The organism is Geobacter sp. FeAm09, from assembly GCF_008330225.1.
Lineage (GTDB): Bacteria > Desulfobacterota > Desulfuromonadia > Geobacterales > Pseudopelobacteraceae > Oryzomonas.
In genome coordinates this window covers 3745625-3760266 of record NZ_CP042466.1, presented here as the reverse complement: position 1 = coordinate 3760266, position 14642 = coordinate 3745625, and the positions used below count along the sequence as shown (strand labels likewise).

The following is a 14642-nucleotide window of genomic DNA, read 5'->3' as shown; positions in this document are numbered from 1 at the left end:
GAAGTGGTATGAGTTATGAGGTCCCCAAAAATGAGAAGCTGCTGAAATGGGTCGAAGAGGCCGCCGCCCTGTGCGAGCCCGAAAGGATACATTGGTGTGACGGCTCCCAGGAGGAGTACGACGAACTCTGCAACCTGCTGGTCAAATCAGGCACCTTCCGCAAGCTGAATGAGCAGAAGCGCCCCAACAGCTATCTCGCCTGGTCGGACCCGATCGACGTGGCCCGGGTCGAGGACCGCACCTTTATCTGCAGCCTTTCCAAACAGGATGCAGGCCCCACCAACAACTGGATGCCCCCCAAGGAGATGAAGGAAACCCTGCAGAAGCTCTTCAAGGGGTGCATGAAGGGGCGCACCATGTATATCATCCCCTTCAGCATGGGTCCGCTCGGCTCCCCCATCTCCAAGATCGGGATCGAGATCTCCGACTCTCCCTACGTTGCCGTCAGCATGCGCATCATGACCCGCATGGGCAAGGCCGTCCTGGACGTACTCGGCAACGGCGAGTTCGTCCCCTGCCTCCATTCCGTGGGCGCACCGCTTCAGCCGGGCCAGCAGGATGTCCCCTGGCCGTGCAACAAGGAAAAGTACATCGTCCACTTCCCGGAAGAACGGTCCATCTGGTCCTTCGGCAGCGGCTACGGCGGCAACGCCCTTCTGGGCAAGAAGTGCCTCGCCCTGCGCATCGCTTCCAAACAGGGCAAGGATGAGGGGTGGCTGGCCGAGCACATGCTGATCCTCGGCGTGGAATCGCCGAAAGGTGACAAAACCTACGTGGGCGCCGCCTTCCCCAGCGCCTGCGGCAAGACCAACTTCGCCATGCTCATCCCTCCCAAGCCGTTCCAGGAGAAGGGGTGGAAAATAACCACCATCGGCGACGACATCGCCTGGATCAAGCCGGCCGCCGACGGGCAGGTCTACGCCATCAACCCGGAATTCGGCTATTTCGGCGTGGCCCCCGGCACCAACTACAAGACCAACCCCAACGCCATGATCTCCTGCGAGAAGAATTCCATCTTCACCAACGTAGCCCTGACCGAGGACGGCGACGTGTGGTGGGAGGGGATGAGCGACGAGCCGCCGGCAAAGCTCACCGACTGGCAGGGTAAGGAATGGACGCCCGGCTGCGGCCGTCCGGCGGCCCATCCCAACGCCCGTTTCACCGCCCCGGCCTCCCAGTGCCCCTGCATCGACCCGGAGTGGGAAAACCCCAAAGGGGTGCCCATGAGCGCCTTCATTTTCGGCGGCCGCCGCAAGGATACCGTGCCGCTGGTCTACCAGGCGTTCAACTGGAACTACGGCGTCTATCTCGCCGCCACCCTCGGCTCTGAAACCACGGCGGCAGCGGTCGGCGCCACGGGCAACGTGCGCCGCGATCCCTTTGCCATGCTTCCGTTCTGCGGCTACCACATGGCCGACTACTTCGCCCACTGGCTGCAGTTCGGCCGCAGCATTCCCCGTCCGCCGCGCATCTTCAGCGTCAACTGGTTCCGCAAGGATGCCAACGGCAAGTTCATCTGGCCCGGCTACGGCGACAACATGCGGGTGTTGAAGTGGATCGTCGAGCGGGTTCAGGGCAAGGGCGGCGCCGTCGAGTCTCCCCTGGGCTGGATGCCCCGCTACGAGGACATGGACTGGGAAGGGCTGGACATGACCCGCGAGAAGTTCAACGAGCTCATGTCGGTTGACCGGGGGGTCTGGCAGAACGAGGTCCTCTCCCACGAGGAGCTGTTCGTCAAGATGTACGACCGTCTGCCCAAGGAGTTCCTCCATATCCGCGAGCTGATCCTCTCCAGCCTGTGGCGTTCTCCCGAGCACTGGGAGCAGATCGGCGAAGCCCACTCCGAAGGGTGGAACGAATAGGGACGGGATGTACCCTGGTCTTATAGGTGACAATGGGCCAGGGGGATTAACAAAAGGCCGGGCCGAAATCGTGGCGACACTGATTTCGGCCCGGCCTTTTCTGCTTTTGCGGGACGTGGCCGCCGTCGTGCAATCCGGTTGGCCGCTATGGCTGATGCCGCAAAAAGGGGCGCTCCGTCCGGCAGCGCCCCCCCTTCATTCATCCACCTCGATTTCCCGGACCCGCATCTCTTCTCCTGTTTCGACGGTGACCCGATAGCCGCCGCAGCGACTGCACGAGCCGAAGGCCGCGGTGAGCGGCGTGTCCGTTCCGCAATCCAGGCAATGTCCCCGGCCCGGGATGCGCAGGATGTTCAGGCGCGCCCCCTCCAGCAGGGTGCCGCGGCTGCATGCCTCAAAACAGAACTCCACCGCTTCGGGGACCACGCTGCTCAACTCCCCGATCTCCACGTCCAATGAGAGTACGCGCCGGCCGCCGGCGTGCCGTTCGCAGATATCGATGATTCCCTGGGTTATGGACATCTCGTGCATGGCGGTTTGTCTCCTCCGGGAAGCGCGTGCGCCAGGTGCGCCGCATTTGGTGATGCTCGAACTTTGGTTGTGGACATAAAAAAAGCCTGCGGGTTACCCCGCAGGCTTGTGCAATCCACAACAGGGAAAGCGGAATTACTTCTTGGGAGCTTCAGGAGCCTTGGGGGCTTCAGCAGCCGGAGCAGCTTTAGCGGAAGACATCGGCTTCTGCTCGGGAGCCGGGGCAGGAGCAGCGGCCGGAGCCGGAGCCGGAGCCGGAGCTTCTTCCGTTTTTTTCTTGCAGCCGGCAGCAAAAACGGTAGCAAGGGCCAGTACCAGCGTCAGGGAGATCAGTTTTTTCATTGTGTGTCACCTCTTTCTCTTAGAATTCACCATTTGAACGCAATGCGCATGGTTTTGAAAATCAAACACGAAATATACTCGCAAAAAAATCTATGTCAATATTTTTTTGTGTAACTTGAGCTATTTTTTTAGAAAAAATAATTAGAGCACAAACAAAGCCGCTTGCGGGAAGCCGTGCCCGTGGGCGGCGGGAATCAATGGTGAAAGCGTCCCTTGCGCCCCTGATGCGCCGGGGTCGGCGATTTGTGGCAATCGAAACATGCCATCTCCTCGACCTTCTTCGTGTCGAGGGGTGATTGCTGTTTGCCCTGTTGGGGGAGGTTGTATTCCGGCGTCTGGAAATATGGCCGGCCCCGCTCATCAGACACCACGGCCGGTCGGTAGGTGACCTGCCAATTGGCGGAGATGGCCAGCGTGTGGCACTGGTCGCAGCCGCCGGGCGGCGGGATGCTCTTCCAGGAGGTGAACATGGCGCAACCGCTGAGGGCCAGACCAAGGGTCGCCGCAACAAAGACACCGAAATATTTCATGACGAAGCTCCTCGCAAGGGTTGACGGTAAAGCTTACCCTCTGATCGGCGCCTGTGCAAGTCATTTCGGCGCAAAAAACATAAAAGCGGACACGATGCACCATGACATGGGGGGCCTGCCCATCGGCACGATCGGCATGGACCTGCGGGGTGCGCCGTTTGTCGTCCGGGAGTTGGCTTTGGTTGTAATTCGACGGCGCTATGGTAAGATACATCGTCGTTGCCGCCCGGAAGGGCGGACGCCGCATCGTTTCCCCAGTTCCACACCAGCGACGGGAGCCCGAGCCATGGCCGTCACCACAAAGCGGATAGTGCTTTTCGTCGTACTGCTGTCGCTTGTCGCCGCCTCACTCCTTCTCCTTCGGCGCGGCCATCAGGCACCGCCTGCAACGGCGGCGGCAAGGCAAGCGCACGAGTATACCTGCCCCATGCACCCTTTCGTCGTCAAGGACCGTCCGGGAACCTGCCCCATCTGCAATATGGAACTGGTGCCCAAGGTCGCGGGGAAGGGGGACGTGCGGGACCTGAACCTCAAGGAGCACGTCTATCTCTCGCCGGCGCAACAGGTGATGGCGAACCTCGAGGTGGCGAAGGTCCTGTACAAGCCGCTCTTCAAAGCCATCGAAGCGGCGGGGATCATCAATTACGACCAGACCCGCCAGGCGAAGGTCTCGGCATGGAGCGCGGGGCGGATCGAGAAGCTCCATGCCTCCATGGTCGGCATGCGCGTGGCCAGGGGGCAGCCCGTTGCCGAACTGTTTTCTCCCGAACTCGCCGGCGCCGAGGAAGAGTACCTCACGCTGCTTTTGGCGAAGGGCCGGGAGGAGCGGGCGCCCCTGCTCCGGGACGGAGCATCGCCGCTGTACCGGGCCCGGCTCCGCCTTGTCCAGCTGGGCTTTGGGGACGCCCAATTCAGGGAGCTCGAGAAGACCTCCCGGCCGGCGGTGCGTATTCCGGTCTATCCCCCCATGGATGGGGTCGTCACGGAGAAGAATGTGCAGGAGGGGCAGTACGTCAAGGCGGGCGACCCCCTGTTCAGCGTCGCCGACCTCTCCCGGGTCTGGGGCGAGCTGGACGTGTACGAAGACGAGTTTCCTTTTCTCAAGCCGGGCCAGCAGGTAGCGCTCTCCAGCCGCTCCTACCCCTCCCGAGAGTTCATTGGCCGCATCACCTACATCTATCCTTTCCTCAACCCGAAGAGCAGGACAAACCGGGTGCGGGTGGCGGTGGACAACCGGCAGCTCCTGCTCAAGCCGGAGATGGTGGTCAACGCAACGGTCCAGGTTCCCCTGGGCACCGGCCTGGCGGTGCCTGCCGAAGCGGTGGTGAACACCGGCGACCGGAACCTGGTCTGGGTGCAGGTGAAGCAGGGGGTCTTCGTTCCCCGCGAGGTCGGCGTCGGCGTACGCTATCGCAGCGATGTCCAGATTCTGGCCGGTTTGCAGAAGGACGATGCCGTGGCCGTCAACGGGGCCTTTCTGATCGATTCGGAGGCCCAGCTCAAGCCGGGCGGCCGGCAGATCCCCGCCGGGCCGGCCGTTTCCTCCCCGCAGCGCGGCGCCCCGCCGGCGAGCGGGAAACATCCGGCCGGCCCAGGGGGCGACATGGACATGGGGGATATGGATATGGCGCCATCGTCCCCTGCCGGAACATCGCAGGACATGACGCAGCCCAAACGGCGCTGACGGAGCACGAGACGGTATGATCGAACGAATTATAGCGTTTTCGGCACAAAACCGCATCATCGTCCTGCTCGGCTTTGCCGCTCTCATCGGCTGGGGCCTCTGGTCGTTCCGCACCACCCCGATCGACGCCATCCCCGACCTGTCGGACAATCAGGTGATCGTCTTCACCGATTTCCCCGGCCGCTCCCCCCAGGTGGTGGAAGACCAGGTTACCTACCCGCTGGCGACCAACCTTCAGGGCCTTTCCCGGGTCAAGGCGGTACGGGCCTCCTCCGCCTTCGGGTTTTCCATGATCTACGTCATCTTCGACGACCAGGCCGATATCTATTGGGCCAGGGCACGGGTCATGGAACGCCTCGCCTACGCCTCTTCCTTCCTCCCCCCCGGCGTCGCCCCCCGGATCGGTCCCGAGGGCACGGGCGTCGGCCATGTGTTCTGGTACACCCTGCGCGCCAGCGGGTACACCCTGGAACAGTTGCGCACCCTGCAGGACTGGTTCGTGCGCTATCAGCTCGGCACGGTCCAGGGCGTTGCGGAGGTCGCCTCCATCGGCGGTTTCGTGCGGGAATACCAGGTGGAGTTGGACCCCAAAAGGCTCTTCACCTATGGTGTCACCACGGCTGATGTGATCAGGGCGCTCAAACGGTCCAACGGGGAGGCCGGCGGCCGGGTCGTGGAGCAGGCCAACGCCGAATTCATCATCCAGGGGAAAGGTGCCGCCGCATCGGTCGGGGACATCGGGGATACCCCGGTTACGACCGATCACAACGGCATCCCGGTCCTGGTCAGGAATCTGGGGACCGTCCAGACGGGAGGGGCGTTCCGCCGCGGACTGCTCGACCTGAACGGCGAGGGCGAGGCGGTGGGCGGCATTATCGTCATGCGCTACGGCGAGAACGCCGCCCAGGTCATCCAGCGGGTCAAGGAAAAGATCGCCTCCCTGCACAAGGGACTCCCCCAGGGGGTCGAGATCGTCACGGCCTATGACCGCTCGGAATTGATCGACAGGGCCGTTGCCACCCTGAAGAGGGCCTTGGGGGAAGAATCGCTGGTCGTGGCGCTGGTCGTGCTGCTCTTCCTCCTGCACCTGCGGAGCGCACTGGTCATCATCCTGACCCTGCCGGTGGCGGTCATCTGCGCCTTTATCCCCATGAAGCTCATGGGCGTCAGTTCCAACATCATGTCCCTGGGGGGGATCGCCATCGCCATCGGGGTCCTGGTGGACGCCGGGGTCATCATGGTGGAGAACGGCTACCGCCGCCTGGCGGAACTGCCGCCCGAGGAGCGAAAACAACGCCGGCTGGAGGTCGTCGTCTCTTCATCGTGCCAGGTGGGCAGGGCGATCTGCTTCTCCCTGGCGATCATCATCCTCTCGTTCGTGCCGGTCTTTCTCCTGGAGGGGCAGGAGGGAAAGCTCTTCCACCCGCTCGCGTTCACCAAGACCTTCACCATGCTGGCATCGGGCATCTGCGCCATAACCCTGGTGCCGGTCCTCATGTGTCTGCTGCTGCGGGGCAGGATGTCCCCTGAAAGCGCCAATCCGGTCTCGTCGTTCTTCATCCGGCTGTATGGCCCGGTCATCCGCTGGGCGCTTCACCGCAAGAAGACGGTCATCGCCCTCAATGCCGCCGCGCTTCTGGCGGCCATCCCGCTGTTCTTCTCCCTCGGCAGCGAGTTCATGCCCAACCTGGACGAGGGATCGCTGCTCTATATGCCGGTCACGCTTCCCACGATCTCCATCACCGAAGCGAAGCGCCTGATCCAGGTGCAGGACGCCGTCATCAAGGGGCAGCCGGAGGTCGCCTCGGTCCTGGGCAAGGTGGGGCGGGCGGAGACCGCCACCGACCCGGCGCCGGTTTCTATGTTCGAATCCATCATCATCCTCAAGCCGCGGGAGTTGTGGCGCCCCGGCGTCACGAAAGACGACATCGTGGCCGAACTGGACGGCAAGCTGCAGCAGACCGGCGTGCGCAACGGCTGGACCCAGCCGATCATCAACCGCATCAACATGCTCTCCACCGGGGTCCGCACCGATCTGGGGGTAAAGATCTACGGCAGCGACCTGAACGTGCTGAGGGACCTGGCCATACAGGCCGAGGCGGTCCTCAAGCGGATTCCCGGCGCGGCCGATGTGGTGGCCGAGCGGACCACCGGGGGGGGCTACCTGGACATAACCGTGGATCGCCTGGCTGCGGCCCGCTACGGGGTCCAGGTACAGGATGTGCAGGACGTGATCGAAACGGCGCTCGGCGGCGGGATGATCTCGGAGGCCATGGGGATGGGGGGCGGCAGGGGACGTTTCCCCATCAGGGTCCGTTACAACCGCGACCAGCGGGATGCCCTGGAGGCTATCCCCCGTATCCTGGTGGCGGGAGCGGACGGCACCCCGGTGCCGCTCTCCCTGGTGAGCCGGATCACTACCCGCTCCGGTCCGCCCGAGATCGGCAGCGAAGGGGGCATGCTCCGTTCGCTGGTCTTCCTCAACGTGCGGGGCAGGGACATGGGGGGCTTTGTCCAGGAGGCCAAACAGGCCCTGAACCGGCAGATCAACCTCCCCCCCGGGTATTCCATCGCCTGGTCGGGCCAATGGGAAAACCAGCTCCGCGCCCGGGAGCGGCTGCAGATCATGGTCCCCCTGGGTCTTCTGATCATCTTCGTGCTGCTCTATTTCACCTTTTCATCGGCCCTGGAGGCGGGCATGGTCATGCTCTCGGTGCCGTTCGCGCTGGTGGGGGGCGTATACCTGCTGTACCTGCTGCACTATCACCTCTCGGTGGCGGTGTGGGTCGGCTTCATTGCGCTGTACGGCATCGCGGTGGAGACCGGCGTGGTCATGGTCCTCTACCTGCACGAGGCCCTGGACCGCAAGCTCCGCCAGGGGGCGGTTACCGCCCAGGATATCGTTGACGCCACCTGCGAGGGGGCGGTCCTGCGGCTGCGTCCCAAGTTGATGACCGTGGCGGTGGCGCTGCTCGGCCTGGCGCCGCTCATGTGGTCCGCCGGCGCCGGCGCCGACGTGATGCGTCCCATCGCCGCGCCCATGATCGGCGGCATGATCACCTCGGCCATTCATGTGCTGATCATGACCCCGGTCATCTTCGTCATCATGAAACAGCGCGACCTTCGGCGCGGCAGGCTCCGGCCGAGCCGCTCCGGGGCGGAGCGCCGGACATGAAAAGGCACGAACGCCCGGGCATGTGGCACCGGGCGCTCGTGATCGCTTGTGTGGGCTTCCCGACTATTTCTTTGTCAGCTCCAGGGTGACGGCATCCTGCTTGACCGGCACCTTCGGGTCGGAATAGGCAAGGATGGCGCTGCCGTTGACCCGGGAACCGCTTTTCACGGTCCCGGTAAAGCCGATCGTAAGGCCCCGTTTGTGTTCCGTGGTAAATTTCAGTTCGTCGCCGTTCCGGGTGCCCTTCAGCTTGACCTTGCCGCCGTCCACCTTGGTAAAGTTCATGGTGCCGTGGATCTCTCCCCCCTTCTGGGTAAGGTCGAATTCCAGGTCGCTCAGGGATTTGCCGGTTTCCGGCAGCGTCATCTTCCCTCCCCACTTCCCGGTAAGGTCGGCCTTGCCCGAGCAGCCGCACACTCCGGCCATCAGGCAGCCTGCCACGAAGAGCCCTGCTTTGCGATAGATACGCCCGCTTATGGTCATGGTGTCACCTGTCAAATCCCTGATACGATTATGGTGGCGAGATGACGGCGGGCCGATGGCCCGCCGTCATCATCTGCAGCAGCCCCGCAGCTACTTTACCGTGAAGGGGCGCATCATCTCCTCGTCCTCGTGGGAAATGATGTGGCAGTGGTACATGTAGGTGGCCGGGGCCTGGGCGCCGGCCGGCAGGTCGAACCTGGCCCTGATGCGCACGTAGCCCGGGTTCACCACCTCGCCCCCGGCGTTCGGGTCATAGGAGACCATGGCCGGCGGCACCTTCACCATGTCCTTGTAGCCTATCTCGTTGCCCGAGCGGGCAAAGAGCGAGTTGCCGGGGGTGTCCGGCACCAGGGTCCCGGTGGGGGTGCCCGACGGGTCGTCCCGCGGATCGGTGTTGGGCATGTAGGCCGTGTAGGACGTGATCGGGGCCGGCAGGGCGCCGGCGCCGTCCGCCCGGATATAGTTCGGCGGGGAGAAGGGGGGCTCGGGGGGAGCGGGCTGGGGCGGCAACCCCAGGAGGGCGCGTTCGGTATCTGTGAGCGGCGTACCTCCCGGCCCCGCCTTGATATGTCCCTTCTCGATGATCTGGAACTTGACCAGGTGCAGGTGGAGCGGATGCATGTCGGGGGTGGTGTTGATGATCACCCACTCCTCCACCGCATCGTGGGGGACGTTCTCCGTGATCGGGTCGGAAAAGCGGAGACCGTTGATGAGCAGTTCGGTGCGGTAGACCGTGGTATTGGCGATGGGATCGAAAAAGGCGTAGGCCGCGTCTTTGCGCTCCTGCAGGTCGATATACCTCACCGTGCCCGGGGTTGCGGCGTTGAGGTCCCCCCCCTGCTGGGCAAAGGGACGCAGCGAGGCGGTCCACGCCTTGATCTGGGCGTCGTAGGAGGTCGCCGTGGTGGCGGCATCCACCACGAACCGCATTACCTTGCCGGTGGTGTTGGGGTCGAGGGTGGACATGTCCTCATTGGCCGGACCGAACAGGCCGCCAAAGGGGGCCGGGGCGTCATTGCGCAGGATCAGCTTCCGCCCCGCCCCGTTCTTCCTGAATACGGGGTGGGAGAAGTCGATGACGATGTCGGCACGCTCGGCGTTGGCCAGGGTCAGCCCCAGATCGCGGGCACCGGTCATGACCGGGACGGCCGTGGGGAAGAGCCCCTGCTCCGCCGCGATCTGGATGACCGGCCAGGCGAGGCCGGGCTGGCCGGCGCCCGTCGCCGCCTGTGCCGCCAGGGCCGGTGTGATCACGGTGCCGTCGTCCGCATCCTCCAGCCAGAGGTTGTAGACCCGCGAATCGGCAGCGTTCAGAACGCGGAAGCGGTAGGCGGTCTGTTCCACCGTCTTGGAGGGCCAGGCCATACCGTTGACGACGTTGACGTTGCCGAACATCTCCGGTCGTATGGTATTGGTTGCATTGCCGTTCTTGTCCCGCAGGGCGTTGAAGGTGTACAGCCCCAGGTTGGTGAACGTCGGGAAGACCAGGGCGCCGTCGGCGGTGAAGGCCTTGTCCTGGATGACGAGCGGCAGGTCGTACTTGTAGGACGTAAGCGTCGGCACCACCGGATTGGGGCCGAGCGGCCCCCTGGGGAGGCCGAGGGCGTCCTCGAAGCTGTCGCGGATCAGGTAGAAGGCCGCTATGCCGGCGTAGGCCTGGAGCCGGGTGATGCCGTAGGAGTGGTCGTGGAACCAGAGGGTCGCGGCGTTCTGGTCATTGGCGTAGGTGTAGATGGCCTTGTTGTCCGAAGGTCTCCCCGGAAAGCCCCGGGAGGGGTCGGCGGCCAGGCCGTATTTGACGGCGGTTTGCTGGCTGGCCGGGATATTGGTGAACCATGCCTCGGGATGGCCGTCGAAACGCCAGTCCACATGCCCGCCGTGGAGGTGGGGCACGGTCCTGACCTCCGGTTCGCCCAGGTTCATGCCGTCCACCGTCGTATCGACGGCCAGAAGGTGTTTGGTCAGGAGCGTCCCGGTTCCCTTGATCCCCTTGACGAGCCCGGTCGCGTTGGGATCGGGCAGCTCGTCCCGCAGGTCGTTCACATAGGTTATGGTCACCGGGTTGTTGGATGTGGTCTCGACCGTGGCGCCGTAAATTCCCAGAGGGGCGTCGTTGACGTCATAGTACCACGTCGGGGTCTTGATGGTCTGGCCGGTGACCGGATCTTTGGGGCGTATGGTCTGGCCGGTCACGCCATCGACGATGCGCAGGCCGAAGTCCCAGTCATCGTTCTTGCGCGCCGTTGCCGTATAGCTATTGGCCGTGGGAGCCGGCGCGATGGGGATTTCGACAAAGGGATTCTTGAACTGGACGAGTGTCTTCGGGTTGAGGGGGTTCTGGGAGGCGCTTGCCGGGCTGCTCCCCGAACCGTAATTGTTGGTCGTGTTGCCGCTGCATCCCCCCACCATGAGTACCGCACATGCAAGCGGCAGGAATATCCACGATGTGCATTTCCCCTTTGTCATACGAGCACCTCCCCACTGTGTACTTGGATCGTAGAGGTAAGCCGGGGGGTGGCCGCTTTTCCGGCGGCCGAACCGGCGTATTCTATTATGTATGATTGTAAATGTGCAGGTATCGAGCCCAAAAAAATATAGTAAAGATATCGAAATGTTGGCGCATGTTGACTCCAACGGCTCATTTTCAGGCTGCAATAGATATTGCAGCCTGAAGGCGGGAGTGCATGGCGCAGGCCTGCGGGAGATTGGAACAGGGAATCTGTCAATATTTGTGGATTGTGCAATAAATGTGGATAGGTGGTCGGTGCTGTCCGGTCAAATCGCAGAATAAATGCACTGGCGGCCATGGGGGGTGCAAGCGCCTGCAATAGCCGCGTTCGCGATAGTGTGCCGCATGGTGCGCTCAAGCTGCTACGGGATAAGGCGAGTCAAGAAACGTTGCGCTCCCTGGCGAGGCCGAGCACCCTGACGCTGTTTTCCCGCGTGGCGGTGGCAACGGCCTCCGGTGTACTGTTTTTTGCCGCTGCCAGGGCGAGCAGGGTCTCCACCAGCCAGGCCGGCTGGTTGGGGCTCCCCCGGTGGCCCTGGGGGGGCATGTCGGGTGCGTCGGTTTCCAGAACGAGCCGGTCCAGCGGTACCTCCCGGGCGAGGTGCAGGGGGCGCACCGCTTCGTGCCAGGTCAGGGTGCCGGACAGGGAGATGCAGAAGCCGAGACGGATGAACTCCCGCGCCATCTCCAGGGACCCGGAAAAGGCGTGCATGATGCCCCCGACCCGGTCGGCCCGTTCCTCCCGCATGATCTGCAGGGTGCGGTGGAAGGCCCGGCGGCAATGCACCAGCACCGGCAAGCCGTGGGAGATGGCCAGCCCGAGTTGCTCGCGGAACGCGGCCTCCTGGATTTCGAGGGGGACGGGATACGCCGGGTCCAGGCCGATCTCGCCGATGGCAACGCTGTCGGCGGCCATGCCGGCTAGGGCGGCGAGGGTGTCGTCGTTTGCCACGTCGGCGTGCATGGGGTGGATGCCGGCGGCGGGCAGGATCTCGTGGTGCGCCGTCGCCAATGCCCTGATCCGCTGCCAGCCGTCGGGATGCACTCCCGGCACCACGAACCGGGTGACGCCGGCCCGGCGGGCCGCCGCAAGCACCCGGGGCAGGTGCGGTGCCAGCGGCTCCAGGTCCAGGTGGCAGTGGGTGTCGATCAACTCCAGGTCAGCTTGGGATTGCAAATGTGGCTGATTCGGATACACTGGTCTGCATTCTCCCGGAGCGCCACGACATAATGACATGTGATCATCCCCCTGAACTCTCCATCATCGTGCCGGTCCTCAACGAGGCCGCCCACCTGCCATCCCTGTTCGCCACCCTTGCCGCCCAACAGGGCCTCTGCTTCGAACTGGTCCTCTGCGACGGCGGTTCGGAGGACGGCACCCCCCAGCGGGCCGCCCGCCTGGCCCGGCAGGCGCCGTTCCCGGCAGAGGTCGTCTCCGCGTCCCGCGGCCGCGGCCGCCAGATGAATGCCGGCGCCGCCGTTGCCCAAGCCGATACGCTGCTGTTTCTCCATGCCGATTCCACGTTCGTTGCGGCCGATGCCCTGGCACGCGGACTGTCGGCATTGCGGGCCCGGCAGGCGGCCGTCGGGTGCCATGAGGCCGCCGGGCGCTTTGCCCTCCGTTTCTGCCGGAGCAACGGCGCGCCCTCCCCGGCCTACTTCTTTTACGAGGCCAAGGCGCGCCTCGCCCGCCCCGAATGCATCCGGGGCGACCAGGGGTTCATGCTGCCCCGCCCGTTTTTCCGCTCCTTGGGCGGCTTTGACGAACGGATGCCCTTTCTGGAGGACCTGCACTTCGTGGCTGCGGCGGCGCAACGGTGCGACTGGCTGCTCCTCCCGGCCGAAGTCGGCACCTCGGCCCGCCGTTTTGAAGCGGAGGGGCTGTGGGAGCGGCAGGTGTTGAACGCCATCATCGTCAACTGCCTGGTGGCGGGGTGGACGGAATTCTTTACCGCCCTTCCCGGGCTGTACCGCCTCGACGCCGATACCGGGCGGCTCTCGCTCCACCCGCTCCTGGCTGGCATCCGCGCCCTGCTTGCCCGCCGGCCGGGGGGATGGCGCCGCGCCTTCTGGCGCACCACCGGCCGTCATGTGGCCGCCAATGCCTGGCAGCCGTTCTTCTGGCTGGACACCCGCCGCGCCTTTTTCCGGGGGCAGGGGCCGGGAGAGGTCGAGCCTCGCTGGCTGGGGCTGTACGAGCGCCGCCTGAAGCGGTTTTTCGGCACCCTCCCCGCAGCCATGGCGGCGGCGGGGTTGGTCCGGCTCTGGTTTCGCCTCATGCTTGCGGGGCGCCCCCGGAACGCCCCTACAGGAACCAGGCAAACAGGTTGACCAGCTTCTCCAGGATCTGGGGCAGCTTGCCGCGGCGCTCGTGGTCCGCGAGGGTGACGACCCGGGAATCCCGGAAGTCCTGTTCCAGCATCAGGGCGATCTGCCTGCCGAAGGAGGTGTTGTCGATGATGCCGTTGATCTCGAAATTGCGGTGGAAGCTGCGCTGGTCCAGGTTGGCGGAGCCGATCACCGTCCGTTCCCCGTCGATCAGCATGACCTTGGCGTGCAGCACCTCCCGCTCCAGTTCGCAGATCTCGATGCCTCCCTTGAGCAGGGCCGTATAATAGCTGCGCCCCACCAGCCGCATCAGCGGCACGTCGCTTTTGGCCGAGAGCAGGATGCGCACCCGCACGCCCCGGCGGACCGCCCGCAGCAGGGAGCGGATGATGCGCGGGCCGGGAACGAAGTAGGGGGTGACGACGAGGACGCTCTCCGAGGCGGAGGTGATGGCGGCCAGAAAGGCGCTGCGGATGTAGGAACTGCGGTGGTGCGGCCCGCCGCTGACGATGATGACGTTGGCCCGTCCGGGGCGGCGCGTGCCGGCCCCCCCGCCGTCGGCGGGTATGGGGGGCGGCGCGTCCCGTTCCATCTGCCAGGTCTCGGCAAAGATGCGCTCCAGTTCATGCACGGCGTTGCCGACGATGCTGAAACCCACGTCGCGGAAACGGAGCGGGCTCGACACCAGGCCGGCGTATTCGTCGCCGATGTTGAACCCCCCGAGGAAGGCCTGGCGGCCGTCGATGATGGCCATTTTGCGGTGGTCGCGTTTGTCGAACCAGTGGATGCCCCGTTTGAATGACGGCACGTTGAAGGAAACGAGCCTGACGCCGTGCCGGGCCAGGTCCCTGAAGTAGGCGGAGGGGGTTTCGACGCAGCCGATGTAATCGTAGATCAGGAACACCTGCACCCCCCGCCGGTGGGCGTCGAGGAGTTCGGCGGCAAAGGCGGCGCCGGTGGCATCGCTGCGGATCAGGTAGTATTCCAGGAGGATGTAGCGCTCCGCCGAGCGGATGGCGCTGAACAGGGCCTGGAAGAAATCGGGCCCGTCCGGGTGGAGTACTACCCGGTTGCGCCGGTAGGTAACCGGCTGCCCCACGAAACGGATGTGCCGGAACAGGCGCAGCATCCGCACCAGGCGCTTGTTATGCCGAATTGGCTGACCCTGTGCCATGAGACCCCGCACTTCCGGAGGGGA

Annotated in this window: 11 protein-coding genes; 4 read left to right on the top strand and 7 right to left on the bottom strand. The window is 64.4% G+C overall.

Going from position 1 to position 14642, the window contains the following annotated elements; genetic code table 11:
• Positions 1-8: 8 nt before the first annotated feature.
• Positions 9-1862 carry a phosphoenolpyruvate carboxykinase (GTP) gene (locus tag FO488_RS17655; RefSeq protein ID WP_149211765.1) on the top strand — a complete coding sequence of 618 codons (1854 nt, stop codon included), beginning with the start codon at positions 9-11 and terminating at the stop codon, positions 1860-1862.
• A 195-nt stretch (positions 1863-2057) separates the two neighbouring features.
• On the opposite strand, the gene hypA is transcribed toward FO488_RS17655, so the two are convergent.
• From hypA to FO488_RS17640, 3 genes are all read right to left on the bottom strand, one after another.
• On the bottom strand, positions 2058-2393 hold the full coding sequence (gene hypA / locus FO488_RS17650) for a hydrogenase maturation nickel metallochaperone HypA (RefSeq protein ID WP_149211764.1): 336 nt from the start codon (positions 2391-2393) through the stop codon (positions 2058-2060).
• Positions 2394-2528: 135 nt separating this feature from the next.
• Positions 2529-2735, bottom strand: coding sequence for a hypothetical protein (locus FO488_RS17645; protein ID WP_149211763.1), 207 nt, complete (start codon positions 2733-2735; stop codon positions 2529-2531).
• A gap of 194 nt (positions 2736-2929) precedes the next feature.
• Positions 2930-3265: a cytochrome C gene (locus tag FO488_RS17640; RefSeq protein ID WP_149211762.1), complete on the bottom strand. Its 336-nt coding sequence runs from the start codon at positions 3263-3265 to the stop codon at positions 2930-2932.
• 286 nt (positions 3266-3551) lie between these two features.
• On the opposite strand from FO488_RS17640, the gene FO488_RS17635 reads away from it, so the two are divergent.
• Together FO488_RS17635 and FO488_RS17630 are read left to right on the top strand one after the other, a co-directional pair.
• Positions 3552-4949, top strand: a complete 1398-nt coding sequence (locus FO488_RS17635) for an efflux RND transporter periplasmic adaptor subunit (RefSeq protein ID WP_168206091.1) — start codon at positions 3552-3554, stop codon at positions 4947-4949.
• A gap of 16 nt (positions 4950-4965) precedes the next feature.
• Entirely contained in the window at positions 4966-8124 is a 3159-nt protein-coding gene (locus FO488_RS17630) for an efflux RND transporter permease subunit (RefSeq protein WP_149211760.1), read from the top strand.
• A 63-nt stretch (positions 8125-8187) separates the two neighbouring features.
• On the opposite strand, the gene FO488_RS17625 is transcribed toward FO488_RS17630, so the two are convergent.
• From FO488_RS17625 to FO488_RS17615, 3 genes are all read right to left on the bottom strand, one after another.
• Positions 8188-8607 carry a hypothetical protein gene (locus FO488_RS17625; protein ID WP_149211759.1) on the bottom strand — a complete coding sequence of 140 codons (420 nt, stop codon included), beginning with the start codon at positions 8605-8607 and terminating at the stop codon, positions 8188-8190.
• A 90-nt stretch (positions 8608-8697) separates the two neighbouring features.
• On the bottom strand, positions 8698-11073 hold the full coding sequence (locus FO488_RS17620) for a multicopper oxidase family protein (RefSeq protein ID WP_149211758.1): 2376 nt from the start codon (positions 11071-11073) through the stop codon (positions 8698-8700).
• Between the two features lie 422 nt (positions 11074-11495).
• A complete protein-coding gene (locus FO488_RS17615; RefSeq protein WP_240732039.1) occupies positions 11496-12293 on the bottom strand; it encodes a TatD family hydrolase in 798 nt (265 codons plus the stop codon).
• 53 nt (positions 12294-12346) lie between these two features.
• Between FO488_RS17615 and FO488_RS17610 the strand changes: the two genes are divergently transcribed.
• Positions 12347-13447, top strand: coding sequence for a TIGR04283 family arsenosugar biosynthesis glycosyltransferase (locus tag FO488_RS17610; protein WP_149211756.1), 1101 nt, complete (start codon positions 12347-12349; stop codon positions 13445-13447).
• Here the strand turns inward: FO488_RS17610 and FO488_RS17605 are convergent.
• A complete protein-coding gene (locus tag FO488_RS17605) occupies positions 13422-14618 on the bottom strand; it encodes a phosphatidylserine/phosphatidylglycerophosphate/cardiolipin synthase family protein (protein ID WP_149211755.1) in 1197 nt (398 codons plus the stop codon). The genes FO488_RS17610 and FO488_RS17605 overlap by 26 nt on opposite strands.
• Positions 14619-14642 lie beyond the last annotated feature (24 nt).

Bases quoted from the DNA above. Each gene is read 5' to 3' on its own strand.
- FO488_RS17610 (WP_149211756.1), top strand. From the start codon at position 12,347: ATGACATGTGATCATCCCCCTGAACTCTCCATCATCGTGCCGGTCCTC.
- hypA (WP_149211764.1), bottom strand. From the start codon at position 2,393: ATGCACGAGATGTCCATAACCCAGGGAATCATCGATATCTGCGAACGG.
- FO488_RS17605 (WP_149211755.1), bottom strand. From the start codon at position 14,618: ATGGCACAGGGTCAGCCAATTCGGCATAACAAGCGCCTGGTGCGGATG.
- FO488_RS17640 (WP_149211762.1), bottom strand. From the start codon at position 3,265: ATGAAATATTTCGGTGTCTTTGTTGCGGCGACCCTTGGTCTGGCCCTC.
- FO488_RS17625 (WP_149211759.1), bottom strand. From the start codon at position 8,607: ATGACCATAAGCGGGCGTATCTATCGCAAAGCAGGGCTCTTCGTGGCA.
- FO488_RS17620 (WP_149211758.1), bottom strand. From the start codon at position 11,073: ATGACAAAGGGGAAATGCACATCGTGGATATTCCTGCCGCTTGCATGT.
- FO488_RS17645 (WP_149211763.1), bottom strand. From the start codon at position 2,735: ATGAAAAAACTGATCTCCCTGACGCTGGTACTGGCCCTTGCTACCGTT.
- FO488_RS17655 (WP_149211765.1), top strand. From the start codon at position 9: ATGAGTTATGAGGTCCCCAAAAATGAGAAGCTGCTGAAATGGGTCGAA.
- FO488_RS17630 (WP_149211760.1), top strand. From the start codon at position 4,966: ATGATCGAACGAATTATAGCGTTTTCGGCACAAAACCGCATCATCGTC.
- FO488_RS17635 (WP_168206091.1), top strand. From the start codon at position 3,552: ATGGCCGTCACCACAAAGCGGATAGTGCTTTTCGTCGTACTGCTGTCG.